Here is a 26,550-nt window from a genome sequence, read left to right on the forward strand (position 1 = left end):
TTATACACCCCAAAGAATTTCAATGCCCCACACCGTGTAAAGCACGGCAACCGCAGCCAGGATCACTTCTACGAACAGGCGCAGAACAGTGGCCTTACCGCCCATCACCCGGTTGGTGATGTAGTCGGTAACCACAGACCAGAGGCCGATCCAGGCGTGAATCACGGTGGACAGCAAGGCAACCAAGCTGAATACACGCATCCAGCGCTGGGCGAACAATTCAGACCAGGCCTGGTATCCGAAGTCTTTGGTGAAAAAGATAAAGCCCACTATAAAGAGGACATAAGCGAGCAGTATTACTGCGGTAACGCGCTGGTAGAGCCAGTCGAATGTGCCGCTACGGCCGAAGCTAGTTACTGTTCTTACCACAACCATACTCCCACTAAAAGAATAAGGATTACACTCACCACCAGCACGGCAATTGCGCTGCGGCGACCACCTTCGAGGCTCTCACCCATACCCATATCCATAAACAGGTGACGCACACCGGCCAGCAAATGGTAAATAAGAGCTGCCAGGGAGGCCCACAGGATGAGCTTGGCTGGAATACTGTTAAATGCTGCCGCCATATCGGCGAAGCCCTGTTCGGATTCCAGGCTGGCATCGAGCATGCAGAGCAGCAACGCCACAACGGCGAAGAGCACCACACCGGATACACGGTGCAAAATGGAAACCAAAGCGGCAGCGGGAAGCTTTATAGTGGAAATGTCTAAATTGACAGGTCTGTTTTTGTTCACAGGAAAAACACCTTGTTGCCCTGAACGACCGGGCGCCCGTTAGCTTTTCAAATTGGGAGGGACGAGCTGCTTGCTGATCACTTTGCACTCGACCTGATGAAGCCTTGTACAAAGTAGCCGTACCATGGCGCAAGCCGCGCGGATTATAGGCATTCGATAGTCAAAACACAACGAACGCCTAGGAATACGCCACCTCAGCACACCCCGCAGGCACAGGATTTAGCTCAACGGGATTTCCGCAGATTTTTGCGCCCACGACCAGGCAAAAGCTCTACCAGCCCACGCTGTCGCCGAATATCCTGTTGCCGGCCGACTGGCCGTCCACCCCTTTGGGTTTGACAATTTGCGGCGCGGCACTTAAGTTTGGCCCCGCTCAAAAGGCCGCCAGCACCCGAAAACACTAGGAAAAGGCCGCCATAAGAACAGTTTTTAGGAGTCCGCAATGTCCGATAAAAAAGCGCACCTCACAGTCGATGGTATCGACGGCGCTCTTGAGATGCCCGTTCGCTCCGGCACCCTCGGCCCCGATGTGATCGATGTCGGCGGCCTGACCAGCAAAGGCTTTTTCACCTACGACCCGGGCTTCGTATCCACCGCCTCATGTGATTCCAAGATCACTTTTATTGATGGTGGCAAAGGCCAATTATTGCACCGGGGCTACCCCATCGAGCAATTAGCAGAAAAATCCGACTATCTGGAAACCTGCTACCTGCTGATGAATGGCGAGCTGCCCAATGCAGAAGAAAAGAAGAAGTATGTAGACACTATTATGTCTCACACCATGGTTCACGAATCCCTGGTGAGTTTCTTTAAAGGCTTCCGTTACGATGCCCACCCGATGGCAATGATGTGTGGCGTAGTGGGTGCCCTCGCCTCCTTCTATCACGACTCCCTGGATATCACCAATCCGGAGCACCGCGAGATTTCCGCGCACCGCCTGATTGCCAAGATGCCAACCTTGGCAGCCATGTGCTACAAGCACTCCCAAGGCATGCCCTTCATGTACCCGGACAATAGCCGCAGCTATTCCGAGAACTTCCTGCACATGATGTTTGGCAATCCCTGCGAGCCCAGCAAGATCGATCCGGTTGTCGCCAAGGCAATGGACATCATCTTCCTGTTACACGCTGACCACGAGCAAAACGCCTCCACCTCGACCGTGCGCCTGGCTGGCTCCTCTGGCGCCAATCCCTTCGCCTGCATCTCCTCCGGTATCGCCACCTTATGGGGACCCGCTCACGGCGGCGCCAACGAGGCAGTACTGAACATGCTGCAGGAAATTGGCGATGAGAGCCGTATCGACGAGTTCGTGAAGCGTGCCAAAGACAAGAATGACCCCTTCCGCCTGATGGGCTTCGGTCACCGCGTTTACAAGAACTTCGACCCACGCTCCCGCGTAATGCAGGGCATCTGCGATGAAGTTCTGGGAGCCATGGGCGCAGAAAACGATCCTCTGCTGAAGATCGCTAAGAAGCTGGAAAAAATCGCCCTTGAGGACGATTACTTCGTCGAGAAAAAACTCTACCCGAATGTCGACTTCTACTCCGGTATTATTATGAAGGCTATCGGCATCCCCACCGATATGTTCACCGTAATTTTTGCCACCGGCCGCACTTCAGGCTGGATCGCACACTGGAATGAAATGATTTCCAACCCGTACAAAATTGGTCGCCCTCGCCAGCTTTATACCGGCTATGCCCAGCGCGATTATGTTCCACTGGAACAACGCTAATAAAGTTCAAAATAAAAAACCCGGCAATGCCGGGTTTTTTATTTCCTGAAATAACCACCTGGAATTTAAAAATATTCAACAAAATTCAAATAATACAACAACCCAGACCTCTATTAATTGTGACAAGGTTCTCAATATTAAAATTCTCATCCTGATGTAACTCCCGCCACACAGAAAAACACCTGTCATGCAATGTAAAATCCGCGCCTCTCGGACCGGGTGAATTTGCTGCGTAGTTACCGCACCTCAGCAACTACCCGCCCGCGGTTTCCCTTACCCATACAACACCCAAAATTAAACCTATTAAGGGCACAGCATATGCTTAGCTTTATCTCCGGCATGTTCAGAGGTAGCAAGTCCTCCGACAGCGTCGACCTGGAAGAAAAATATACCCGCAGCAACTATGCCAGCGCTAAAGGCAGCCGCACAATTTCTTACGACCCAACTCTGATCAAAGCCCTGGAGGACGATCACCGCCACTTAATTGGCATTTTCCAGCGTATGTGGTCCGAAGGCTTTGAAAAGCAAAACTATCGCCAACTGTCACAACTACTCACTCAATTTAAGTCCGGCTTCCAGGCACATCTGATAAAGGAAAATGTTCGCTTCTACGTCTATCTAGAGCAGGCCCTCGCCGGCGATGCGCACACACTGCAGGTTGTAAAAGATTTCCGCACTGATATGAATGAAATCGCCAATGCCGTGGTGCAATTCTGCAAACGCTACAATCATGAAGCCTTCACCCCGGAAATGGTTCGCGACTTTAAAATGGATTACCAAAAGATAGGTGAAGCACTCACTCGCCGCACCGCACTGGAAGAAAAAGAACTTTACGTTCTCTATCAGCCCTCCTAAGTATTTTCGGACTAGAGAGGTCCAGTTCGTTACTCAACATCTACAGGAATTAGGCGTGAGCCAATGAGTGAGTAACAACTTATTAAAAAATATTTTGAATGGATGTCTGCGACCCACAAGGACGGGGCGCAAACCTTTTCCCTTTAGAAGCCTGGCTCCAGACCCTCGCTGACTCAAAACATTTTTCTAAAAACCGCTTACCAACCCAAAAGCGTTAGACGCATACCCGACAGGTAAGTGAAAATTATTTTGGAATTATTTCGGATAAGCGCATCTAGCCCATAAGAGTGGAGTACATATTTTTTAGCTTATTTAAAGCTACACCCCAAGGCTAATCAAACTTACCCACCTAATAGGTATTGACAGCGAAGGCCTGATTAAAAATTTTTCCTCAACAAATAAAAAGTGGCAACCACAATCAGGCCAGCCACTTTTTTTGCTGAAGCTAGCATCAAAAAAAGCGAACAATAACAACAACTTAAAAAAACTTTCCAGCCTGACCTCCCATACCTTCCTATTCTCTCTCGCGATTTCTATTCAACACTAGACGTTTATTTAATTTTGTTTAAACATATAGAAATTAGAATTTAAAAAAACTCATAACGGTGGAATATTGGTCTAGGAAGTTCTGAGAGCTTTGTGGCTTAAAACAAAAAGGACAAAAGGCCAGTAGTAAAAGCCGGGGGATTCGGGGGAAATATGACTGAACTAGAAAGTTCAGCTGCTCGTCAATATTTACCAGATGGCGCCCGCACCAGCGACAGCAGCTATCCGATTTATGTAATTGTAGGCACTGGACCGGTCGGGGTTCGCTGTGCACAAAAACTGCTTGAATTCTGTGACGAAGCGCAAATTGTTATCTATGGAGCGGAAACAGAATCACCTTACAATCGTGTAAAATTATCTCAGTACCTCTCTCGCCATGTGGAACGGGAGGAACTGGATAATCCCATCCTAGGTAAAACTGACCACCGACTCGCAGAATATATCGACCGTAAAATCGTCTCTATAGACCGTGTCAAAAAAACGGTAACAGATGCTGCCGGTAATATTCAGCCCTACACCAAGCTGATTCTAGCCACCGGCTCCAACCCCAAAATTCCCACAATCCCCGGTGCAGGCTTACCCAGCGTTTACCCCTTTCGCAGCCTGCGCAATACCAATGATCTAATCGCCCTGCGGGAGCGGCACGCCGATATTTGTGTGATCGGTGCCGGCGCCTTGGGGCTGGAAGCGGCAACGGCTCTAAAAACACCGAAAAATACTGTCACACTTCAATCCCGCGGAAAATTACTAAGTGGCCTCTTAGGCGAGGAAGGCGAGGAGTTTTTAAAATCCTCTCTTGCCGCCCTTGGTGTGCAGTTGAAAACAGGCTCAATTCTTAAGTCTATTGAGCAGCAGGGGGAAAAATCCCATTTACACTTTGAGGATGGCGAAAATCTCTGCGTCGATGCCATTGTTCTTTGCACTGGCATTCAGCCAGAAGTCTCCCTTGCCAAAAAAGCCGGACTAAAAATCGATAGAGGGGTTGTAGTCAACGAATGGATGCAAACTTCCGACCCAGATGTTTACGCAATTGGTGAATGTGCCGAGTTTGATCAAAAGGTTTATCAGCTGGTTCGCCCCGGCTATGAACAGGCGGAAAGCTGTTGTTCACATATTCGCCGCGAACATGGAGGGGAGATTTTAGAGCGCTCCTACTCCGGCAGTTACACAGATATCCAACTCAAAATCGCCCATATTCCTTGCGCTATTATGGGAGATGTTGCCTCCGATAACCTTCACCAGCAGGAAAATTTACAGAGCCACGTTTTCCGTAATCGGTTCAAGGGTATTTATCGCCGGCTATTTGTTCAAAATGGGCGCATTCTCGGTGCTATTTATATTGGCAGCTGGGATGAGGCCAACAGCTTGCGCCAAGCGGTAGCTCAGGAGGAAAAAGTCAGCGCACAAGCGCTTAAGCAGTTTGCAGACGAGGGCCGTCTATTTGACCTACAGACCTCAAACAGTATCAAGAGTTTTCCCGACAGCTACCTGGTGTGCCAGTGTAATTCCGTCAGCAAAGGGGAATTATGCAAGGCTATTTCCGAAGGCAAGCGCACTTTAAACGAACTACAGCAGGCAACCACCGCCGGATCTGTCTGCGGCAGCTGCCGCCCCTTAATGGCCGAGCTACTCGATACCCCTGCGCCTAATCTGGTTATGCGCCACGCCAAGGGTATATTAATCACTTCGATCATATCGTTACTTTTAATTACTCTGTCATTCCTGATGCCGCCCCCGCCAATATCCGACTCGGTACAGGCCGGCCAATTCTGGGAAAAACTCTGGTATGACAACTTCTGGAAACAGGTAACCGGCTACACGATTCTCGCGCTGTGTTTTTTTACCGCTGCGCTCAGTGTGCGAAAGCGCTGGAAAAAACTATCTTTCGGCCATGTGGATCACTGGCGCTATGCCCACAGCCTTACTGGGGTAGTTGCCGTGGTCGCACTTGCTGTGCACACAGGCTTCCGTATGGGGCAAAACCTCAACCTCGCACTCATGCTGGTCTTCCTTGGGGTTACTGCTACAGGCTCCCTTGTTGGTGTTTTTATGGCCCGCAACCATCACTGGACCGATCTCAGACTACGCGAACATCGCAAGTGGTGGTCACGCGTTCACTACGCCTTACTTTGGGCACTGCCGGTACTCCTCGCCTATCACATTCTTGCGGTTTATTACTTCTAAATGAAATCTTATCAATTTAAATTTTGGCATTACGGACTGCTATTGACCCTGGTTGTAGGTGCCTACGCTTCCTATAACCTAACGGCAGATGACAAGTCTTTATTTATAACTGGCGAGCCCACACATGGCCATCATCAGATAGAACTCGCTTGCACTTCTTGTCATACCGATGGGTTTTCAGGGGAGGAATCTATTCAGCAATCTTGCCTAAGCTGTCACGCAGAAGAATTAGAGCTGGCCGATGACTCCCATCCGCGTAAAAAATTTCTCGACCCCCGTAACGCCCAATTACTGGAAACCCTGGATGCGCGTCAATGCATCAGCTGCCACACAGAACACAAACAGCAAATTACTCGAGAAATGGGTGTCAGCCTGGCCGGGGATTTCTGCTTTCATTGCCACAGCGAAATTGCCGAAGAGCGCAGTAGCCATGAAGGTATGGGCTTCGAGACCTGTGCCAGCGCCGGCTGCCACAACTACCACGATAACGGCACCCTTTATGAAGATTTCTTAATCGCTCATGTCGGACAACCCGATCTGCTCGAGGAGGCAAAGCTTCCGACCCGTACCGCCATGCAATCCTGGTTACAGGAACATCCCGATACCCACCCCCTACAGGTGCAGCAGGCGGATATACAGGAAGAAACTGCAGCTGCAGAAATCGCTGCGGCTTGGGCGCAAAGCCCCCATGCTCAAGTGGACGTGAACTGCAGCAGTTGCCACGCCAATGGACAAATGCAATTTACTAGTGCTGAGGTTGTGGAACAGTGTGCAAGCTGCCACAGCGAGCAACGGGAATCTTTTACCCAAGGTAAACACGGAATGCGCCTCTCATCCAAGTTGCCACAGGAATTTGTTCAACAGGTTGGTGCCATGACGCCACACCAGGCCTGGATTCCCATGCAGTCTGACGCTTCCGGGGAACTCAGTTGCACCAGTTGTCACGGCCCCCACGATGTCGACTTGCAGTTCGCTGCTGTGGAATCCTGCCTCAGCTGCCACAGCGATGAGCACAGCTTGGCCTACAAGGAATCGCCGCACTTCAATACCTGGCAAGCAGATCCAGAAAACGGCGTTAGCTGTGCCAGCTGTCACTTGCCGCGGGAAACCCACGGAGAACAGGTTGTGGTCAATCATAACCAGAACCACAATCTCCGCCCCAATGAAAAAATGTTGCCTGTCTGCCTGAACTGCCATGGAGCGGAGTTTTCCCTGGCAGCCATGGCGGACGAAAAACTGATCTCTCAGAATTTCAAGCATAAGCCTGCGGATAAGCATGAAACGTTTGACTTAATCCGCGACCGCATTGCAAGAATTTCCAAAAGCAAAAATAAGCAAACACAATCCCAATAGGAGGGGAACACTATGCGTATTGCCGCTTGTTTTATCGCCGGACTGGCCCTACTCACTGGCTGTGAAAAAAACCAGGGCGTGGCACCGGAGCGAATGGCGGATGCTATCTTTGCCGTGATTGAGGCAGACAGAGCCAATTACACCAACAAGGTAGTTAACCGTTTGCAAAATGAGGAAAAAGTTCTGGATGCCGACGAGCACTGGCAGGATAAAAAATTACTGCCGTTGCCCGCACAAATGATGCGAATGGGTGCTGAGCGAGTCGCGGAAAAAGAATCTGGCTTCAGCTACGCCCTGCTGTCCCTATGGCCGGTAAACAAACAGAACAAGCCGCGCACCGAAATGGAAAAGCAAGGCTTGCAGTTTGTCATCGACAACCCAGGTAAAAATTTCTATGGCCGTGAGACACTCGGTGATACCGAATACTTTACCGCGGTTTATGCCGATGTGGGTGTATCCCCAGCCTGTGTCAGCTGCCACAATGATCACGCGGATAGTCCACGCGATAATTTTGAGCTTGGCGAAACTATGGGTGGTGTAGTTGTTCGTATACCACTCTAATCTATCGCTTGAACTTCCTTAGCTGATCCAGCCCCCGGCAAATCCACTGCCGGGGGCTTTCCCCGACGCTCTCTACATTTAGCAATCAGCGATTTTCTTTTATCCCAAAGAGCTAATTGTAAAATTCCTCATAATTCCATCATTTGCCGATATAAATCAGCAAAAAATAAGAAGAAGATTAAAAAATATATTTTGTGGATAAAATAATTAGCGGCCGAATTCATTTCGACCGCTCCCTCTTTAATATGACTGGCTCTACTCCCGCTTTAACCTCGCTGAAATCATTCAGACCAGTGGTCACCCGCTGTGGGCCTATTTCCGGGTTAGTCCAGTCTCCATTACGGACCGCTTGTTGTTAACGCTTCGCTCCGCAAAGCTCACCTAGGCACTTAAATACTAGACTCGCAACCTAGAAAATCAAAATCAAGGTACTGGTATAACATGCTCTAAACCGAGCTAGTAGGCATTTTTTCCACAAGAAATCATGAAAAACCAAATAAAGCAAAGAGCAGCCTAGAAGTTTATAGAGTGGCCTCTTGCTTAGATTTTTTTGATTTTTACCAAGAGAACAAAGATGAAAACCTTCAGATTATTTTAACGGCGCAATCAGCCCTTCCAGCCCTTCAATTTTGATCTCCAACGTCAGAGCCATCAACTGCCCCAACTTCCCAGTAGGAAAACCCTCTTTGGCAAACCAAAGCAGGTACTCCTCAGGAAGATCGATAAGTACCCTACCCGCATACTTACCGAATGGCATTGGAGTTTGGGCAATATCAATCAACTGCTGCTTTTCAAACATCGCAAAATCCTTCAAATCTCTTATTTTGTGCTATACGCAGCCCACAGCTTAGATATTTGTTGCTGACTTATCTCCACCCTACACTGGCTGCGAAATTATTCGGTCTGTCTTACCGAATCTCTATCCCTCAAGCATCACTGAAAGGGGTGACTATGCGTATCAAAGCGATTAAATACCTCAGCTTAACCGCAGTATTGGCCCTAGGCCTCGGCGGGCAAGGCTGTGCCAATATGAGCGATACCGATCGTCGCATCGGAACCGGCATCGGCGTCGGTGCCGTAACCGGTGCCCTAATCAGTGGTGGTCGGCCCGGTGGCACCGCAGCAGGCGCCGTGATTGGCGCAGGGGCAGGCTATCTCTACGACAGAGAAAGAAAACGCAGAGACTACTATCGCTATCGCGGAGGCTACTATCGTTATTAGTGTTTAATGGAGAATCGTCAGGCTCAGAGTTAATGCATGGCGCACCCCCTGGTGCGCCTAACGCACCAGGGGTTATCTGGGATAAGAGCCACCCGGGACAATGAGCAACATTCAGGAAGCTGTGTTTTCTCTAGCGAGCCACTTTAAAGCAACTTGGTCTTGGTTTTTCCACAGCGCTCACAGCAATACTCTGTGACGAGCTTGCCCTGCTTAACATCAAACTTGCGCTCGGTAACCACTTTCCACTTGTGAAAACCTTCCCGGCAAAGAGTGCTGCCTTTGTGTTTCTGCCAGGTGGTTTTTCTTTTAAAAGGAATCACATCTCCCATATTAGGCGACCTCCCCCGCCGCGTGCCCAGAAGCCCAGGCCCACTGAAAATTAAAGCCCCCCAGCCAGCCAGTCACATCGAGTACTTCACCCACAAAATAAAGCCCTGGCTGGGTTTTGCACTCCATAGTACGCGAAGAAATCTGATCTGTATCCACGCCGCCGAGGGTAACTTCTGCAGTGCGATAGCCTTCGGTGCCATCGGGAACCAGCGTCCAGACTTGCAACTTGGCTCCGAGTTCCCGCAACTCAATTTCAGTAAACTGCTTGAGGGGGCGGCTGTCGATATGCTGCCGTTGTAGGAAAAACTGTACAAGCTTCTTAGTCCAAAGCTCAGACAAAACACTGTGCAAGTGAATCTCCGGGCTCTCCCGGCGGCGCTGTTGCAGCCAATCGGCCAGATCGCGATCGGGGGCCAGATCGAAAGTCACCTTTTCACCTTCGCGCCAATGACTGGATATTTGTAATACCGCCGGTCCACTCAAACCTCGGTGAGTAAATAGCATCTGCTCGTGAAAGCTGCCCTCACCACAGGAAGCCGTCACACTAAGCGAGCTGCCCGGTAGGCTATCCTGCCGCTCCAACTGGCGCTTGTGCTGGGTAAAGGGTACCAAGGCCGCACGAGTGGGGATGATATTGAGCCCAAACTGCCGAGCGATATCATAGCCAAAGCCCGTAGCCCCCATGGTGGGTATCGACAATCCACCAGTAGCCACGACTAGGGACTCACAGTGAACTGTCCCCAGACTGCTTTCAACACGATAACCACCCTGCCCCGACTCTATTGAGGATATGGCACAACGGGTGCGAACCTGAGCTTTGGCTGCACGGCACTCCGCCAATAACAGGTCGAGAATATCCTTGGACTTGTTGTCGCAAAACAACTGGCCCAGTGTTTTCTCATGGTAGGAAACCCCATGCTTTTCCACCAATGCAATAAAGTCCCACTGGCTATAGCGCGCCAGGGCAGACTTACAAAAATGGGGATTGCGGCTGTAGAAATTTTCCGCACTGGTGTAGAGATTGGTGAAATTACAGCGGCCGCCGCCGGACATCAGGATCTTCTTACCAACTTTATTGGCATGATCCAATACCAGCACACTGCGGCCGCGCTGGCCGGCAGAGGCGGCGCACATTAAACCCGCTGCCCCAGCGCCGATAATCAGTACATCGACACTTTTGGGCAGCTGGCTATGGGATACATCACTCATGAATTAGGGCTGCGCAATCACCCAAGTATCAGGTACGAGGCAGGGTCACGCCGCGCTGCCCCTGGTACTTACCACCGCGATCCGCATAGGACACATCGCAGATCTCATCAGACTCGAAGAACAGCATCTGCGCGATACCTTCATTGGCGTAGATCTTCGCCGGCAGATTGGTGGTATTTGAAAACTCAAGGGTCACATGCCCTTCCCACTCCGGCTCCAGCGGCGTTACATTGACGATAATACCGCAACGCGCATAGGTGGATTTGCCCAGACAGATGGTCAGCACTGAGCGCGGAATGCGGAAATACTCCACTGTGCGCGCCAGGGCAAAGGAGTTCGGCGGGATGATACAGTACTCCCCTTCCACATCGACAAAGCTGTTCTCATCGAAGGTCTTGGGGTCCACGGTAGCCGAATGCACGTTGGTAAAGATCTTAAACTCACCGGCACAGCGCACATCGTAACCGTAACTAGACGTACCGTAGGAGATGAGTCGCTCGCCATCATTGCCATGGCGCACCTGGCCCGGCTCAAATGGCTCAATCATGCCGTGCTGCTCAGCCATGCGGCGAATCCACTTATCGGACTTGATACTCACTCCGTCCCCCTAAAAAGAATAATCAGTGCTCAACAAAAGAGGCGGAATCATAGCCGGTTTAGACTGTGCAAAAAAGTGCCAATCGACGCCTTTCGTCCTTGTCGCCAACCACTAACTACTGTATAAATCCACAATAAACTGTATATATATACAGTCACCTGGTTAGATCCGATTGAAGACCGAGACAAGAATGCAGGGTGGCAATGTGAACAAAGCCAAAAACTTCATACAAAACAATCACTTGGAAAACCAAGCCGACCCCTCAATCAGACTGCGACACTTTAGAGGCAAGAAGGCCTGCCAAGCAGCCAATGAACCCCAAAACGCAGGGGCCACTACCGGTTTCACCAGCCTGGATGTCCTTCTCAAAGACCACGGCTGGCCGCACGGTAGCACTACTGAGCTGCTTGTACCCCAGGCAAGCTCCAACACATTGAGCCTCCTACTCCCTATGCTCGCTGAACTGACCCAAAAAGGAGAGATGGTGATTCTCATCAAACCCCCATTTACTCCCTGTGCATCAGAACTTGCCCAGCATGGTATCCAACTGGAACAGCTATTATTAGTCTACCCCCGCGACAAACGAGACTGCCTCTGGGCCATAGAGCAGTCCCTACAATCCGGAGGCTGTTCCGCAGTTTTGAGCTGGCAGGGCGAGCAGGCGATAAGTTATCGAGAGCTGCAGCGCCTGCAGCAATCCGCCGAAGCAAGCGGCTGCCTGCACTTCCACTTCCGCCCCCAGTCAGAAGACCCCCGGCCCTCGCCTGCCACATTACGACTACAGCTGCATAGCAAGCCAGAGCAACTTACCCTCAGACTGCTAAAACAAGTGGGTGGCCTTAGTGGTCAACACCTTCAGCTAAACCTCCTGCAACACAGCACATCAAAACGGCATCATCTAGCCCTGCACTAAGCGGCATCTAAGGAACTCTCCATGCTCTGGCTTTGCATCCAATTTCCCAAACTTCCCCTGGAGGCGCTCACCCGCGCCCAGACGCCAGAGGAGAGAAGCCAACCATTGGCGATAGTGGAAAAGCAAATCATAGTGGAGGTAAATAAAACCGCCTTCGAGTATGGAGTCATCGCGGGCTTGAGTATTGCCCGTGCCCGTCAACTATGCCCAGGCTTGCAGATATTACGCCGCAATAGAGAAAGAGAGCTGCAGCTGGAGGAGCTTGCACATTGGGGATTGAGCTTGTCAGCGATGATTTGTATAAAAACTGCAAAACATGAAGAAAGCTATCGTCATCCACAGCTTTACCTTGAGTTGGGCAACCGCTTTAAAACAGATGGCGGATTTCGAGCATTACTGCATAAAATACAGCAAGAACTTACACAAATAGGTATTAGCCACCGTATGGGGCTTAGCCATAGCCCCAGTGCAGCGCTGCTGCTTAGCCAATTACCGGAGCATCGCCGTTGGTTACAGCAAACCCACACCCCACCGACAACACAGCAGTGGAAACAATGGATCAGTCACGCTCCCAGCAAACTACTAGAGTGCGATAATAAAACCTTAGAAAAACTAAATTCCCATGGGTTTAAGCGGATAAGCCAATTACTATCCGCCCCCTTATCGGAGATTGAAAGCCACTTTGGCCGCTCTTTTATCGATTACCTAGCTCGGCTCAATAGCAGCCAACAGAAAACCACCACCTGCAATCTATTTCAGGAGCACGGTAAGCAAATTCAGTGCCGCAAACTAAATGCTAAAAAATCATATTGGCAGACAGGGGGTGCGGAGAAAAAAACAGCATCTTTTAGCGTGGATATCTTTTTGTCACAACTGGAAGAGCAAGCGCAAAAAAAAATAGCTCTCAACCGAAAAAGAAATGACACAAAAAGCCAGAAACTTATAAATAAATTAAATACACGACTTGGTCAGCAAGCCCTCTCAGGCATTACCATGAAATAAATCACACAATAAAATCAAATTTTGTGGCACAGCTCTCTTCAGGACAACAAATCTATTCCAAAGCAGGAACCCTATATATGGCATCCACCCAATGAAAGCTGCGTGCGCAAATCTGTTAAAAAATGGCGTCCGTTAAAATTACGGATTGAGAGGAGAGCAGCAAAAGTGAAATTTTCCAGAATACTCTAAAAAAGGGAACAATCCCCAGATCAAATTATCACTACTACCATTTGAAGCCAACTAAAAACACTTTTGGAAGTGTGTAGACAAGAATCCAATCCTAATTAAAAGAATCTCTGCTAACGCAGAGATTCTTTTAGCAATCTTCAGACCGTAGCCTAACTTACAAAGCAGTTACATTTGGACCTGCTGCTGAGGCACATTTCGCATTAGTTACACTACTATTTGCGGTTGCTACCTTCTCCGCGGTATAAGTCAAGAGTCCGTTAGCGTCGATATTAGCATGCACTTTACAAGTGTCGCCCGCACCGGTGATCTTCAGCGCTGTGCCAATTGCCGGATCTGCAGGGTCCAAAACCAGCTTAGCGGATGTTGCTTCGGTTTTTAAGCGAGCACAAACATCACCTCCGGTTTGAACACACAAAACACCGTTGGTGATATGACCCTGAACAGATTTCATCGCAGCACTGCCGTGTGCACTGGTCAGATATTCACGATAAGCGGGAATTGCTACCGCAGCCAGAATGCCGATAATCGCAACTACGATCATCAGTTCGATAAGAGTAAAACCCTGTTGCTTTTTCATTGTAACCGTCTCCATACAGACTTTTAAAAAAGTGAATCCCGTGAGGAAGTCGCCAGACAAGATACAAGGTTCGTGCCAAGTTTGGCAAGACATGACTCCAGCCTTTATACAAACAACCTTACCAACAAGTAATGCCACTCAATTTTAATAATGTGCCATCAAAACTTATTGACGCCCTACTCAAGTATCTGACAAAAAGTGTCACCTTTAGACGCTGACAATACTGTGCAAGTCTCTTCTTATACCTTTATTGGCTCCATTAACTTTATTCGCTATATTTGCTTCACTCTTAGCTCATTTGACTTAAATATCGTCAGCTCAAAAAACAAACAAGATCTCTCGTTCACGCGAGTACTCAGTAACAGCAGCGGTTTCACCCATGACTAGCCCCTCCCTTAACGGCCTGGCAAAACGCTTGGTAGCAGATGGAATTCTCGACGAAGCCACAGCAATTTCTGCACTTAAGGCTGCCCATCGTTCAGGCCAGAGTTTCGCCCAACATGCGGTAGAAGCCAAGCTAGTAAAAAGCCGGGAGCTCGCCAATATTGCTTCCCAAGCCTTCGGCACACCGTTATTTGATTTTGGCAGTTACAATTTCGAGATGATCCCCAAGGGTATCATCGACGAAAAATTAATCAGCAAACATTTTACGCTCCCCCTCTATAGGCGTGGTAATCGCTTATTTATCGCTGTCGCAGACCCCACCAACCTGTCAGGGTTGGACGAGATCAATTTTAATACTGGCCTCAGTACTGATGCGGTTTTAGTAGAAACCGATAAGCTGGGAAAGGCTATTGAAAGCTACCTCTCTGATAGCCAAGATATCGGGGGAGGCCTGAAGGGTATCGATGATGAAGAGCTAGACTCCCTCAATGTAGGCGAAAGCGAATCTGAATCCGACGATGAAAGCGAACCGGGTGGGGATGAAGCGCCCGTTGTAAGGTTTGTCAATAAGGTTCTTCTAGATGCAATTCGCACTGGTGCCTCCGATATTCACTTTGAACCCTACGAAAAATCTTATCGGGTTCGTTTTCGCACCGATGGCGTATTGCATGAAATTGCCAGGCCTCCGATTCAGTTAGCAACACGCCTATCTGCCCGCTTGAAAGTGATGTCCAAGATGGATATCTCGGAACGGCGAGTGCCCCAGGACGGCCGGATTAAAATGAAGCTGTCCAAGACCAAGGCTATCGACTTCCGGGTAAACAGTTTGCCAACCCTATGGGGAGAAAAGATTGTTTTACGGATTCTCGACCCCTCTTCAGCAAAAATGGGAATTGATGCCCTCGGCTATGAAGAGGAACAAAAAAAGATCTACATGGATGCCCTGGCACAACCCCAAGGGATGATCCTGGTTACCGGCCCCACTGGTTCAGGTAAAACAGTTTCTCTATACACCGGCCTCAATATTCTCAACACTCCTGAGCTCAACATTTCTACCGCTGAAGACCCGGTAGAAATCAACCTGGAAGGGATCAATCAGGTTAATGTCTCCAGCAAAGTTGGGCTAAATTTCGCTGAAGCCCTGCGCTCTTTCCTGCGACAAGACCCTGATATCGTCATGGTAGGAGAGATTAGGGATTTGGAAACCGCAGAAATTGCTATCAAAGCAGCGCAAACTGGGCACCTGGTACTCTCAACCCTGCATACCAACTCAGCTCCAGAAACCCTTACGCGCCTGATGAATATGGGGGTTCCCACTTTTAATATTGCGACTTCCGTCAGTGTTATTATCGCCCAGCGCTTGGCGAGGCGTTTGTGTAATGAATGCAAAAAGGCGACTACTCTTCCCAGTGAGGTCTTGGAAGCCGAGGGTTTCTCTGCAGTGAATATTCCAAGGAACGACTGGGCCATTTACCAGCCTGTTGGCTGCGAGCACTGCTCAAAAGGCTACAAGGGCCGCGTGGGTGTGTATGAAGTGGTTCGCATCACTGATGGCATCTCCAGAATTATAATGGAGGGCGGCAATTCCATTCAGATCGCCGATCAGGCGCGCAAAGAGGGTTTTAATAATCTAAGGACTTCTGCATTGCGCAAAGTGGTAATGGGCATTACCAGCCTGGAGGAAGCCAACCGAGTAACCAAAGATTAAACTCGTACAGCTAACCTCTTGAAGTTAAAGTCCCCGGTGATGTTATCAAACTACCGTGCTCAGATTACCTCTGAGCTTCTGGAGTTCCCAGAGTAAATAGATACTAGGCATGGCGTCAGACCAGCCAACGAATGAAAGAATCAGGATAAAAAGTATGGCCAATGCCGCAGCAGTCGCATATATCTATAAAGGTGTAGATAGCAAAGGGGCTAAGGTTCAAGGTGAGATAAGCGGTACCAGCCCCGCACTAGTTAAGGCGCAACTGCGTAAGCAGGGCATTATAGCCAACCGTGTACAGAAAAAGCCCAAACCATTATTTGGTGGTGGCAAGAAGAAGGTAAAACCTGCAGATATCGCCCTATTTACTCGGCAGCTAGCCACAATGATGAAAGCAGGGGTGCCTCTTGTACAAAGCTTTGAGATCGTTGCCGATGGCTTAGACAACGAAGGGGTTAGGGAACTAATTTTAAAGATCCGTGACGATGTGGCCTCTGGTACCGCATTCGCTGATGCCCTTCGTAAGCATCCTCTCTTTTTTGATGATTTATTTTGCAACTTAGTCGCCTCAGGAGAGCAATCGGGCGCCTTAGAAGTGATGCTCGACCGCATCGCCACGTATAAGGAAAAGACCGAAGCCCTAAAAGCAAAAATTAAAAAAGCGATGACTTATCCGCTAGCGGTTATCGTCGTAGCAGTTATTGTTACCTCTATACTTCTTATCAAGGTCGTACCACAATTTGCAGATACTTTTGAAAGTTTCGGAGCAGAGCTCCCTGCATTTACCCAGTTTGTAGTTGGTATTTCTGAGTGGATGCAGGCTTATTGGTTCATTGCCTTAATTGGCACTACCCTTACAGTTGGCGGCATCCTCGAAGCAAAAAAGAGAAATAAAACAGTTGATCGTTTTTTTGGAAAGCTAGCTTTAAAGCTACCAATTATTGGCAAAATAACTTACAACTCTATTGCTGCTCGTTTTGCTCGAACTCTTTCTACAACCTTTGCAGCCGGTGTCCCCCTCATCGACGCATTGCGATCAGTAGCTGGGGCAACAGGCAATTATATTTATGAAGAGGCAACACTCAAAATTCGTGACTCTGTTGCTACGGGCATCCCACTAAATGCCGCCATGCGCCAGTCCGGACTATATCCTGTAATGCTTGTCCAAATGACATCCATCGGCGAAGAATCAGGAGCGCTAGATGAAATGCTGAGTAAGGCCGCCACTTTCTATGAAGAAGCAGTAGACAATGATGTAGATAACTTAACCACACTTCTTGAACCAATGATTATGTCTATCCTCGGGGTACTGGTCGGGGGGCTATTGATAGCCATGTACCTACCTATATTCCAAATGGGCCAAGTAATAAAATAAATAATTAAAAAGATGTTTGAGTATTTATCTTTATATCCAGCGCTACTTATTAGTAGTACCTTTATTTTAGGCTTACTTATAGGCAGCTTCCTCAATGTCGTTATCCTGCGCCTGCCTGTAATGATGGAGCGGGAATACAAACGGGATTTTTATAGCTATTTTGACTCAAAGCCTAACAAGGCCGAGCAAGAGGAGCTGAATAAACCGTTCAACCTGGTGTTGCCACACTCCCACTGCCCTAAATGCAAAACTGAAATTAAGCCCTGGCAAAATATTCCTGTCATCAGCTATCTATTTTTGCGCGGTAAATGTAGCTCCTGTGGCACGCCGATTTCCAAACGCTACCCTTTGATTGAGTTGGCTACTGGAATTCTCACCGCCGTAGTGGTTTGGCAGCTGGGCTTTACTTGGCAGGCGCTGGCGGGCTGTGTCTTTACTTGGGCTTTAGTCGCACTTACTGGTATCGACTTCGATAAGCAGTTATTACCAGACAGCATTACCCTGCCGTTGCTCTGGGGCGGCTTACTGATAAACCTTTGGGGTATTTTTGTTCCACTGCAAGATGCCGTTATTGGAGCTATCGCGGGCTATCTTTCTTTGTGGCTGGTGTTTCATATCTTTAAGCTGGTTACCGGCAAGGAAGGTATGGGAGCTGGGGACTTCAAGATACTCGCAGCTATCGGGGCCTGGTTTGGCTGGCAGATGCTGCCTCTGGTAATTCTGCTCTCTGCCGGAGTTGGTGCTATAGCAGGTATTTCCTGGAGCCTGGCGGTTGGACGGGATCGCAGTCTACCGATTGCCTTTGGTCCTTATCTGGCCGGTGCAGGCTGGATTGCTATGCTATGGGGTGAGCAGATTGTTGATTGGTACCTGAGCTTTTCCGGCCTATAGGTAGCCAGCCATACCAGCTACTTCCAGGACCCGATTAGCCCATCTGAGGCAAGTGAATTACCATTAACCCGGCCACTCATTGGCCGGGTTTCTTGTTTTTAGCTCCAAACTTTTAATTGCAGGGAGACAAGCCATTGTTTCGAGTAGGCTTAACTGGAGGTATCGGCAGTGGCAAGTCCGCCGCCGCGGGGTACTTTCGCGAGCTGGGCATTCACGTGGTGGACGCTGACTGGGCCGCAAGGGTAGTGGTACAACCTGGCAGACCTGCGCTGGAGCAGATAGCCCGACACTTTGGCACAAATGTATTACTAGAAAATGGTGAGTTGGATCGAGCGCAACTGCGTGCCTTAGTGTTTGATCATGATGAAGAGCGGGCCTGGCTGGAAAAGCTATTGCACCCTTTGATACGCGAGGAAATCATTACCTCGCTGGAACAGAGTTTTAGCTCTTACGCGATACTGGAGTCACCACTATTGATCGAATCCGGCCAATATCAGCTGGTAGATAGAATCTGCGTGGTAGATTTGCCGGAAAGCTTACAGCTGGAGAGGGCCAGCAGTAGAGATGAAAATCACCCAGAACAAATACGCAAAATTATGGCGGCACAGCTTAACCGACAGGACCGCCTGGCCAAGGCTGATGATGTACTGGACAATTCTATAGGATTGACGGAGTTACGCAGCCAGGTACAAGCTTTGCATCAGAAATATTTGCAATTAGCGAAGTCTTAGCACGACTCTACTAATGTAAAATAATAGACCCCGAGACTACCCCAAACATCGAAGAAGCTGTACCAAACCTAATATGCCCAAGCCAAAAGAAGCCCCAAGCCTAAACTGCCCCACCTGTAAAAAGCCGATAGAGTGGAGCGATAAGTTTCCCTTTAAACCTTTTTGCAGCGAACGTTGCAAATTAATTGATCTTGGCGAGTGGGCCAGCGAGGGGCACAAGATACCAGGCGAGTCTATTTATGATGACGTTTTGAGTGATGACCTAGACCCGGGCAAGCAGCGCCATTAAGTCGAGATCTATGATTGCAGCCTATGCATAAGACTCTGCCAAGACTTTACATAGGCGTGCTCGATTTAAACTTCCACAGCCTTGATAGCCTCAATAATCGCCTGGTTGGCATCTGGGAACTGATAATTGTTTAGTTCCTGTACCGCCACCCAGGCGGTCTCCTGCCCCTCACGCCCCTGAGCCTCACCGGAAAATGCCGTTACCTGCCAGGTATCGAGAAGTACGGTCTTTTCCGCATACTCATGCTGGATTTCCACCAAGGGCTGTAGCTGATCAACCTCAATTGCCACTTCCTCAAGTAGCTCACGGGTCAGGGCCTGCTGTACGCTTTCCCCGGACTCCACCTTGCCACCAGGAAATTCCCAGCGCCCGCCCATATGCAAGTGATCGGGGCGGCGGGCAATTAAAATTTTGCCATCGCTGCGACGGACTACACCAACAGCAACATGAATAACACGGCTCACAACAACTCCTCAGGTGCGATATTCAGCGTTGATGGTGACATACTCGTGGGAGAAGTCACAGGTCCAGATATACTCACTGGCGTTGCCACGGCCCAGCTCTATACGAATGGTGAATTCAGGCTGAGAAAACACCTGCTCGCCTAACTCTTCCCGATAGTCCACCGCGCGACCTCCGGCCTGTACTACCTGCACAGTATCCAGGTAAATATTGACCTTTTCAGTATCCAGACTATGAGTTATTGCATTGCCAACAGCCATCACCAGACGCCCCCAGTTGGGGTCTGAAGCGTAAAGTGCAGTCTTTACCAGAGGGGAGTTACCCACTTCGAAAGCAACTTTAAGAGCTTCTTCACTACTCTCTGCACCTTCCACCTGAATCGTGACAAATTTGTTGGCCCCCTCACCATCCCGAACCACATCCTGGGCCAGCTCAATATGCACCTGGGTAATAGCTTCCATCAATGCGCTATAACCTTCATCAGCAGGGGAATGGATAGGCTTGCCTTTTACTCCACTGGCAATGAGTACACAGGCATCATTGGTAGAGGTATCGCCATCTACACTTACGCGATTAAAGGAGACATTTACGGCCTCCTTCACCATTTGATCCAGTAAAGGCTGGGCGATGCAGGCATCGGTGGCGACATAGGCCAGCATGGTCGCCATATTTGGCTGAATCATGCCGGATCCTTTGGCGATTCCCACCACTGTAACTTCTTCACTGCCAATTTTTAGGAGGCGCTGGGCTTTTTTCGGACGGGTATCCGTAGTCATGATGGCTTTTGCTGCCCGCTCCCACCCGCTTTCGATTAGCTCTGCAGCAGCGCTGGGGATAGCATCCAATAAACGCTGCAAAGGTAGGTGCTCACCAATCACCCCAGTGCTGAATGGCAATACCTGCTCTGCTCGAACATTCATCGCTGCAGCTACTGCTGAACAGCAGGCTCTGGCGTCGCTTAGACCACGTGCGCCTGTAGCCGCATTGGCATTACCCGCATTAACCAGCAAGGCGCGGATATTCCCCTGTGCGATATGCTCTTTGGCTACCATTACCGGCGCGGCGCAGAAGCTGTTCTGGGTGAAGGTGGCCGAGACCGATGCACCCTCGGCGACCTCTATTAACAACAGGTCATCACGGGACCAATCTTTGATCTTGGCTGGAACACTGGCAAGGCGAATCCCTTTTACGGGAGGAAGTAATGATTCAGGCATATCTGTTCGACTCTAGCACCGGCTTCGGCTCTAGTTAGTTAAAGCTAGCTGTAGGTAGAAAAGCGCCATTATTAGATCCTACCTCTTTCGAATCAACAATTATCCGCACTTAATGCGGGTAAAAATATAAATTCCGCAGAATATTTTCTTGTCAGGCAAAAAAATACCCCGCATATAGCGGGGTATTTTCTAACTTAAACACTACAGTCTGAAGGCCTTAGCTCTGGGTAGAGGATGCCAGCTTACCGTGGCACTGCTTGTATTTCTTGCCAGAACCGCAGGGGCATGGGTCATTACGGCCAACCTTGGGTCCACGGCGCTCTGGCACAGGTGCCGCCTGCTGCTGCGGCTGACTTTCAGGAAGCGCCGAGGCCTCGGCATGCTGAAGCTCCAGCTGCTGCTTACGCTGCTCTTCCAGGCGGCGCTGCTCCAACTCGTCCATTTGCTCGCGGGTCATAGGTTCCACATGGGCCAGGATACGTACCACCTCGTGCTTGAGGTTTTCCAGCATACTCTGGAAAAGGTGGAAAGACTCGCGTTTGAACTCCTGCTTAGGGTTCTTGTTGGCGTAGGCACGCAAACCAATACCCGCTCGCAGGTGGTCCATGCTGGAGAGGTGTTCCTTCCATAGCTGATCCAGCACTTGCAGCATGATCTGACGCTCCACTGTCGGCATCAGATTGGCATCGCCAGAAGATTCACTGATACGCTCCACCTTGGTAGCGTAAGCGGCTTGAGCTTCGGCAACAACCTTCTCGCGCAGCGTCTCCTCGTGCAGATTGCGGTCCTCATCCAACCATTTCTGAATAGGCAGCTCAATGCCCAGTTCACCGGCCAACTGCTGTTCCAGTGCCGGGATATCCCACTGCTCCTCAACACTCTGTGGCGGTACAGAAGCGGAGATAATTTCATTCACAACATCTTCGCGAATAGCGTTGATGGTATCGCTGATCTGACCGGCTTCTAGCAGCTCATTGCGCTGGCTGTAAATCACTTGGCGCTGATCATTAGCCACATCATCATATTCCAGCAGCTGCTTGCGAATATCGAAGTTACGCCCTTCAACGCGACGCTGGGCTTTTTCAATCGCATTGGAGACCATGCGGTGCTCAATAGCCTCCCCGCGCTCCATTCCCAGCATCTGCATAAAGTTCTTCACCCTATCGGAGGCGAAGATACGCATTAGATTATCTTCCAGAGACAAGTAGAAACGGGTTACACCCGGGTCACCCTGACGCCCGGCACGGCCGCGCAGCTGGTTGTCGATACGACGCGACTCGTGACGTTCGGTGCCGATAATATGTAAGCCGCCAGCCTCGATCACCTGTTCGTGGCGCTTCTTCCACTGCTCCTTCACCTTGGCCACTTCGGCCTCACTCAAGTCACTACCTTTCTCCTGAGTGAGCGCCTCGGCCTCAGCCTCCCAGTTACCACCCAGCACGATATCAGTACCGCGACCGGCCATATTGGTTGCAATGGTGACAGTACCGGGACGGCCAGCCTGAGCAATTATTTGTGCTTCACGTTCATGGTATTTGGCATTTAGTACCTGATGCTTGATGCCTGCCTTTTGCAACATGCGCGACATCTCTTCAGAAGTCTCGATAGAGGCGGTACCTACGAGGATCGGTGCCTGCTTATCACGGCAAAACTTAATATCCTCGATAATGGCATCCATTTTTTCTTCTTTACTCAGGTAGACCAGGTCGTTGAGGTCATCCCGCTGAATATTCTTATTAGTGGGGATTACTACCACATCCAGACCATAAATCTGCTGGAATTCAAACGCTTCAGTGTCTGCGGTACCTGTCATACCAGAGAGCTTTGGATAGAAACGGAATAAATTCTGGAAGGTAGTGGAGGCTAGCGTCTGACTTTCAGACTGGATCTGAACATTCTCCTTGGCTTCCAGCGCCTGATGCAACCCCTCGGAGAGACGACGGCCCGGCATAGTACGGCCGGTGTGCTCATCGATCAGGACAACCTGACCGTTTTGCACGATATAGTCCACGTCCCGGTTAAACAGTACCTGGGCACGCAATGCGGCATGCACATGGTGCAGCAGGCCCAGGTTACCAGGGGCGTAGAGAGATTGATCTTCTTTCATCAAGCCGCTGCGAGACAGCAGTTCTTCCACCAACTGATGCCCCTGCTCGGTCAGCTCTACCTGGCGGGTCTTCTCGTCTACGGTGTAGTGTCCATCACCACCTTCTTCGGCACGCTCCAGCTGTGGAATCAGCTTATTCATGGCCAAGTAAAGGTGAGAGGAATCTTCCGCCGCACCAGAAATAATCAGCGGGGTACGCGCCTCATCGATAAGGATTGAGTCCACCTCATCCACGATGGCGAAGTTTTGTGGGCGCTGGGTACGATCTTCCTTGCGTAACACCATATTGTCACGCAGATAATCAAAACCAAATTCGTTGTTGGTGCCGTAAGTAATATCGGCTTGATAGGCGGCCTTTTTATCGTCCGGGTGCTGCTGGGAGATAATCACCCCAACAGTCAGCCCGAGAAATTCATAGACTGGGCGCATCCAATTGGCGTCGCGGGATGCCAAGTAATCGTTGACCGTAACAATGTGCACGCCCTTGCCTTCGAGCGCGTTCAAATAAGCCGGTAAGGTCGCTACCAGAGTCTTACCTTCACCGGTACGCATTTCAGCGATACGACCTTCATGTAGAGTCATACCGCCGATTAGCTGTACATCGAAGTGACGCATGCCCATTGTGCGCCGACCCGCTTCACGCACTGCAGCGAAAGCTTCCGGCAGCAGCTGGTCTAGAGTTTCCCCATCTGCAATACGCTTTTTAAACTCTTCTGTTTTGGCACGAAGAGCTGCATCATCCAGCTTCTGGAAATCCTCTTCCAGCGCGTTGACTTTTTCCACGACGCGTCGCATGCGCTTCAGCTCGCGGTCATTTTTTGTACCAAAGACCGATTTAATCAGTTTGCCAATCATTATCTAGAAACCACTTATCTTATGTGCGCTATCGGCGCTAATGCTGGGCAGATATTGCACCGATACTCCTTTATGCGAGGGGTGCAAGTAAACAGGAAGGCGTAAGCGCTGGCAACTCTTATGCCAAGCTGCCAGCAAATACGCGTAAAGGAAGGATAGTTGTTATCTGCCTGTACGGCGGATATAGCTGGCCGGGTCGACCGTGCGATTGTTCTTAAAGATCTCAAAGTGTACATGGGGACCAGTGGAGCGCCCACTGGACCCCATTTGGGCAATCACCTGCCCCTTCTTAACTACATCACCGAGCCCAACATTGAGTTCACTGTTATGGCCGTAGCGGGTGGAATAACCATTACCATGATTGATTTCCACCATATGTCCGTAGCCGTGACGCTCATCAGCCCAGGTAACAACACCGGCGGCTACAGATACTACGTCTGACCCCATCTTACCGGCAAAGTCCACACCTTTATGCCAAGTGCGGCGCCCTGTGAAAGGGTCGGTGCGATAACCATAGCGCGAGGACATCCAGCCTTTGGTGATCGGGCGCCCGGCAATAAATTGCTCATCCTCGAGCTGCAGGTTTGCCATCAGGGACTCGAGCGTATTGAGCTGCATTTGGCGATCATCTACTTTGTGAGACAAGTCACCAATCACTTCGAGAAACTCGGGGGGTTGATAGGGTAAATCTGAAGCTCCGGCGATGCCGGGATCTTCCGGACCACCCACTGCAGGCACAGCGCTAAACTCAAACTCGCCCTGATCGAGATTGGCCGCTGCGGTTAGGCGCTCACCCACAGCATCCAATCGGGTAAGGCGCGCCTGCAATTCAGCCAGTTTTACCGTGAGCGCAGCAAGTTGCTCGTGAGCCTCGCGATCGGCCTCCTCAATTTCCTGCTGCTGCTTACGTAAAGCGCGCTCCCAAGCCTTGGCTGTACGCGCATCAAATAAATCCGTTTTGGTCACGGGAAGATTGGCACCCAGGAAGAAGGCACCAACCGGGAGGCCCAAGAGGCACAAGCTCAATAGCGCCTTGCTCAGCCCACCAAAGTTGAAGCTGCGGGTTGCACCGCGCTCATTGACCAGAATTACTTTCATAACAAGCAGGAGAAGTCCGATATCTTGTAATTTTGCTGTCTCTGTAAGTGAGACGAGGCTCCAGTGCAATACCTCACACTAAAAGACCGGCCATCCAAATACCCAAAGGGAAACAAGGTTACCAGAATTACCCCAACCCTCTCTGGCGAATCTGTCACGTAAAAAAGCCGGCAATATAATGCCGGCTTTTTTATTGAGAGTTTAAACTGCCAGTATTGGCTTAACGTAGGAGATTGGAGCCTCCTGCTCTCCCTCGAATGTCACCATCTCCCATGCGTCCTTTTGGGTCATCAAATGACGCAGAGACTTATTGTTCAAGGAGTGGCCGGATTTAAAGGCTTTGAACTCACCGATCAGGCTGGTACCCAGAAGATAAAGGTCGCCAATGGCATCGAGAATTTTATGTTTCACAAATTCGTCTTCGTAACGCAATCCACCTTCATTCAGAATGCGATACTGGTCAATCACGATGGCGTTATCCACAGAACCACCCTGAACCAAACCCTTAGAGCGCAGGTACTCAATTTCGTGCATAAATCCAAATGTACGCGCACGACTCACCTCTTTCACAAAAGAAGTACTGGAGAAGTCCACGGAAGAGGTTAGGTTACGCCCCTGGAATACCGGGTGGTCAAAGTCGATGGTAAAGGAGACCTTGAAACCATTAAAAGGCAGGAAGCTGGCTACTTTATCGCCCTCTTCCACGGTAATCGGCTTCTTAATACGCAGGAATTTCTTCGGCGCAGATTGCTCCTGAATACCAGCGGACTGGATCAGGAACACAAAAGGACCGGCACTGCCGTCCATAATCGGTACTTCCTGAGCGGATAGTTCGACAATCGCATTGTCGATACCCAGGCCCGCCATCGCTGAGAGCAAATGCTCCACGGTAGCGATACGAACATCGCCCTTGACCAGGGTAGTGGAAAGTAGCGTATCGCCCACATTCTCTGCGCGGGCTTCAATTTCGACCACCGGGTCCAAGTCCGTTCGACGGAACACGATGCCGGTGTCTACGGGAGCCGGCTTCAAGGTCAGGATGACCTTTTTGCCAGTGTGCAGACCTACGCCAGTGGCGCGAATAGCATTTTTAAGCGTGCGCTGTTTGATCATGAAACTATCTTTTCCCAGTCGGTGGTCTACGCAAAACGCGCAGCAAGCCGCCGATATTAGCACAATTGCGACGCCAATACCAATTGTGGGCGTGTGGTCAACTTAACACACCGCCACCGTCCTTCTAAGGATAGTTTAAATAAAGATTGGAGCGCCACATCTCAGTCGCTGAGACAGCATTTTAAGACCATGAGCGCCGGGATCACTGTAAAAAATTGTTAATTAAACTCTTACTTGCCTATTTCCTTGCCCCTCATAGCAGAGAGTAACTCTGATAGCAGGTCTTATGGAACTGGGCAAACTTCTGATCTAGCAATAC

25 protein-coding genes are annotated in these 26,550 nt (G+C 49.9%); 13 read left to right on the plus strand and 12 right to left on the minus strand.

The features are described 5' to 3' along the window. Both sdhD and sdhC read right to left on the minus strand, forming a co-directional pair. Positions 1–369, minus strand: a complete 369-nt coding sequence (gene sdhD, locus ACJJIJ_RS12660) for a succinate dehydrogenase, hydrophobic membrane anchor protein (RefSeq protein ID WP_252082931.1) — start codon at positions 367–369, stop codon at positions 1–3. Continuing rightward, positions 363–737, minus strand: coding sequence for a succinate dehydrogenase, cytochrome b556 subunit (gene sdhC / locus ACJJIJ_RS12665; protein ID WP_252082932.1), 375 nt, complete (start codon positions 735–737; stop codon positions 363–365). The genes sdhD and sdhC overlap by 7 nt, the downstream gene beginning before the upstream one ends. A 442-nt stretch (positions 738–1,179) precedes the next feature. On the opposite strand from sdhC, the gene gltA reads away from it, so the two are divergent. From gltA to ACJJIJ_RS12690, 5 genes are all read left to right on the plus strand, one after another. Next, positions 1,180–2,469 carry a citrate synthase gene (gltA, locus tag ACJJIJ_RS12670; protein ID WP_252082934.1) on the plus strand — a complete coding sequence of 430 codons (1,290 nt, stop codon included), beginning with the start codon at positions 1,180–1,182 and terminating at the stop codon, positions 2,467–2,469. Between the two features lie 318 nt (positions 2,470–2,787). Further along, positions 2,788–3,324, plus strand: coding sequence for a hemerythrin domain-containing protein (locus tag ACJJIJ_RS12675; protein WP_252082936.1), 537 nt, complete (start codon positions 2,788–2,790; stop codon positions 3,322–3,324). A 699-nt stretch (positions 3,325–4,023) separates the two neighbouring features. Further along, on the plus strand, positions 4,024–6,054 hold the full coding sequence (locus tag ACJJIJ_RS12680; RefSeq protein WP_252082938.1) for an FAD-dependent oxidoreductase: 2,031 nt from the start codon (positions 4,024–4,026) through the stop codon (positions 6,052–6,054). Continuing rightward, positions 6,055–7,407, plus strand: coding sequence for a cytochrome c3 family protein (locus tag ACJJIJ_RS12685; RefSeq protein ID WP_252082939.1), 1,353 nt, complete (start codon positions 6,055–6,057; stop codon positions 7,405–7,407). A 12-nt stretch (positions 7,408–7,419) separates the two neighbouring features. Further along, positions 7,420–7,968, plus strand: coding sequence for a Tll0287-like domain-containing protein (locus ACJJIJ_RS12690; RefSeq protein WP_252082940.1), 549 nt, complete (start codon positions 7,420–7,422; stop codon positions 7,966–7,968). 589 nt (positions 7,969–8,557) lie between these two features. Here the strand turns inward: ACJJIJ_RS12690 and ACJJIJ_RS12695 are convergent. Further along, complete coding sequence (locus ACJJIJ_RS12695; protein ID WP_252082941.1) at positions 8,558–8,767, minus strand: DUF3820 family protein; 210 nt, start codon at positions 8,765–8,767, stop codon at positions 8,558–8,560. Positions 8,768–8,919: 152 nt separating this feature from the next. Here ACJJIJ_RS12695 and ACJJIJ_RS12700 point away from each other — a divergent pair, with 152 nt between their 5' ends. Next, positions 8,920–9,189 (plus strand): YMGG-like glycine zipper-containing protein, encoded by a 270-nt coding sequence (locus ACJJIJ_RS12700; RefSeq protein WP_252082942.1) that lies wholly within the window; start codon positions 8,920–8,922, stop codon positions 9,187–9,189. A gap of 143 nt (positions 9,190–9,332) precedes the next feature. Here the strand turns inward: ACJJIJ_RS12700 and ACJJIJ_RS12705 are convergent, their stop codons facing one another. From ACJJIJ_RS12705 to dcd, 3 genes are read right to left on the minus strand one after another with little or no spacing between them, the layout of a single operon-like run. Continuing rightward, positions 9,333–9,518: a hypothetical protein gene (locus ACJJIJ_RS12705; protein ID WP_252082943.1), complete on the minus strand. Its 186-nt coding sequence runs from the start codon at positions 9,516–9,518 to the stop codon at positions 9,333–9,335. A gap of 1 nt (position 9,519) precedes the next feature. Further along, positions 9,520–10,728, minus strand: a complete 1,209-nt coding sequence (locus ACJJIJ_RS12710; protein ID WP_252082944.1) for a BaiN/RdsA family NAD(P)/FAD-dependent oxidoreductase — start codon at positions 10,726–10,728, stop codon at positions 9,520–9,522. Positions 10,729–10,756: 28 nt separating this feature from the next. Further along, the gene (gene dcd / locus ACJJIJ_RS12715) at positions 10,757–11,326 is read right to left on the minus strand and encodes a dCTP deaminase (RefSeq protein WP_252082945.1); all 570 of its coding nucleotides are present in this window, start codon (positions 11,324–11,326) and stop codon (positions 10,757–10,759) included. Between the two features lie 205 nt (positions 11,327–11,531). On the opposite strand from dcd, the gene imuA reads away from it, so the two are divergent. Together imuA and ACJJIJ_RS12725 are read left to right on the plus strand one after the other, a co-directional pair. Beyond that, entirely contained in the window at positions 11,532–12,239 is a 708-nt protein-coding gene (imuA, locus tag ACJJIJ_RS12720) for a translesion DNA synthesis-associated protein ImuA (RefSeq protein WP_444937551.1), read from the plus strand. Positions 12,240–12,260: 21 nt separating this feature from the next. Then, a complete protein-coding gene (locus ACJJIJ_RS12725; RefSeq protein WP_252082947.1) occupies positions 12,261–13,241 on the plus strand; it encodes a Y-family DNA polymerase in 981 nt (326 codons plus the stop codon). A gap of 343 nt (positions 13,242–13,584) precedes the next feature. Here the strand turns inward: ACJJIJ_RS12725 and ACJJIJ_RS12730 are convergent, their stop codons facing one another. After that, complete coding sequence (locus ACJJIJ_RS12730) at positions 13,585–14,007, minus strand: pilin (protein WP_286036973.1); 423 nt, start codon at positions 14,005–14,007, stop codon at positions 13,585–13,587. Positions 14,008–14,386: 379 nt separating this feature from the next. On the opposite strand from ACJJIJ_RS12730, the gene pilB reads away from it, so the two are divergent. From pilB to yacG, 5 genes are all read left to right on the plus strand, one after another. Further along, complete coding sequence (pilB, locus tag ACJJIJ_RS12735; protein ID WP_444937552.1) at positions 14,387–16,099, plus strand: type IV-A pilus assembly ATPase PilB; 1,713 nt, start codon at positions 14,387–14,389, stop codon at positions 16,097–16,099. Positions 16,100–16,253: 154 nt separating this feature from the next. After that, the gene (locus tag ACJJIJ_RS12740) at positions 16,254–17,471 is read left to right on the plus strand and encodes a type II secretion system F family protein (RefSeq protein ID WP_252082949.1); all 1,218 of its coding nucleotides are present in this window, start codon (positions 16,254–16,256) and stop codon (positions 17,469–17,471) included. Positions 17,472–17,483: 12 nt separating this feature from the next. Beyond that, the gene (locus ACJJIJ_RS12745) at positions 17,484–18,362 is read left to right on the plus strand and encodes a prepilin peptidase (RefSeq protein ID WP_444937553.1); all 879 of its coding nucleotides are present in this window, start codon (positions 17,484–17,486) and stop codon (positions 18,360–18,362) included. Positions 18,363–18,496: 134 nt separating this feature from the next. Beyond that, entirely contained in the window at positions 18,497–19,093 is a 597-nt protein-coding gene (gene coaE / locus ACJJIJ_RS12750) for a dephospho-CoA kinase (RefSeq protein ID WP_252082951.1), read from the plus strand. Positions 19,094–19,166: 73 nt separating this feature from the next. Next, a complete protein-coding gene (gene yacG / locus ACJJIJ_RS12755; RefSeq protein ID WP_252082952.1) occupies positions 19,167–19,382 on the plus strand; it encodes a DNA gyrase inhibitor YacG in 216 nt (71 codons plus the stop codon). A 65-nt stretch (positions 19,383–19,447) separates the two neighbouring features. Here the strand turns inward: yacG and mutT are convergent, their stop codons facing one another. From mutT to lpxC, 5 genes are all read right to left on the minus strand, one after another. Beyond that, the gene (mutT, locus tag ACJJIJ_RS12760; RefSeq protein ID WP_252082953.1) at positions 19,448–19,846 is read right to left on the minus strand and encodes an 8-oxo-dGTP diphosphatase MutT; all 399 of its coding nucleotides are present in this window, start codon (positions 19,844–19,846) and stop codon (positions 19,448–19,450) included. Between the two features lie 9 nt (positions 19,847–19,855). After that, the gene (gene argJ / locus ACJJIJ_RS12765) at positions 19,856–21,058 is read right to left on the minus strand and encodes a bifunctional glutamate N-acetyltransferase/amino-acid acetyltransferase ArgJ (RefSeq protein WP_252082954.1); all 1,203 of its coding nucleotides are present in this window, start codon (positions 21,056–21,058) and stop codon (positions 19,856–19,858) included. Positions 21,059–21,275: 217 nt separating this feature from the next. Next, positions 21,276–24,020 (minus strand): preprotein translocase subunit SecA, encoded by a 2,745-nt coding sequence (gene secA, locus ACJJIJ_RS12770; protein WP_252082955.1) that lies wholly within the window; start codon positions 24,018–24,020, stop codon positions 21,276–21,278. 162 nt (positions 24,021–24,182) lie between these two features. Next, positions 24,183–25,118 carry a M23 family metallopeptidase gene (locus ACJJIJ_RS12775; RefSeq protein WP_252082956.1) on the minus strand — a complete coding sequence of 312 codons (936 nt, stop codon included), beginning with the start codon at positions 25,116–25,118 and terminating at the stop codon, positions 24,183–24,185. A 201-nt stretch (positions 25,119–25,319) separates the two neighbouring features. Further along, complete coding sequence (lpxC, locus tag ACJJIJ_RS12780) at positions 25,320–26,231, minus strand: UDP-3-O-acyl-N-acetylglucosamine deacetylase (RefSeq protein WP_252082957.1); 912 nt, start codon at positions 26,229–26,231, stop codon at positions 25,320–25,322. Between the last annotated feature and the right edge of the window lie 319 nt (positions 26,232–26,550).

The organism is Microbulbifer mixtoriginis (SeqCode), assembly GCF_052467945.1.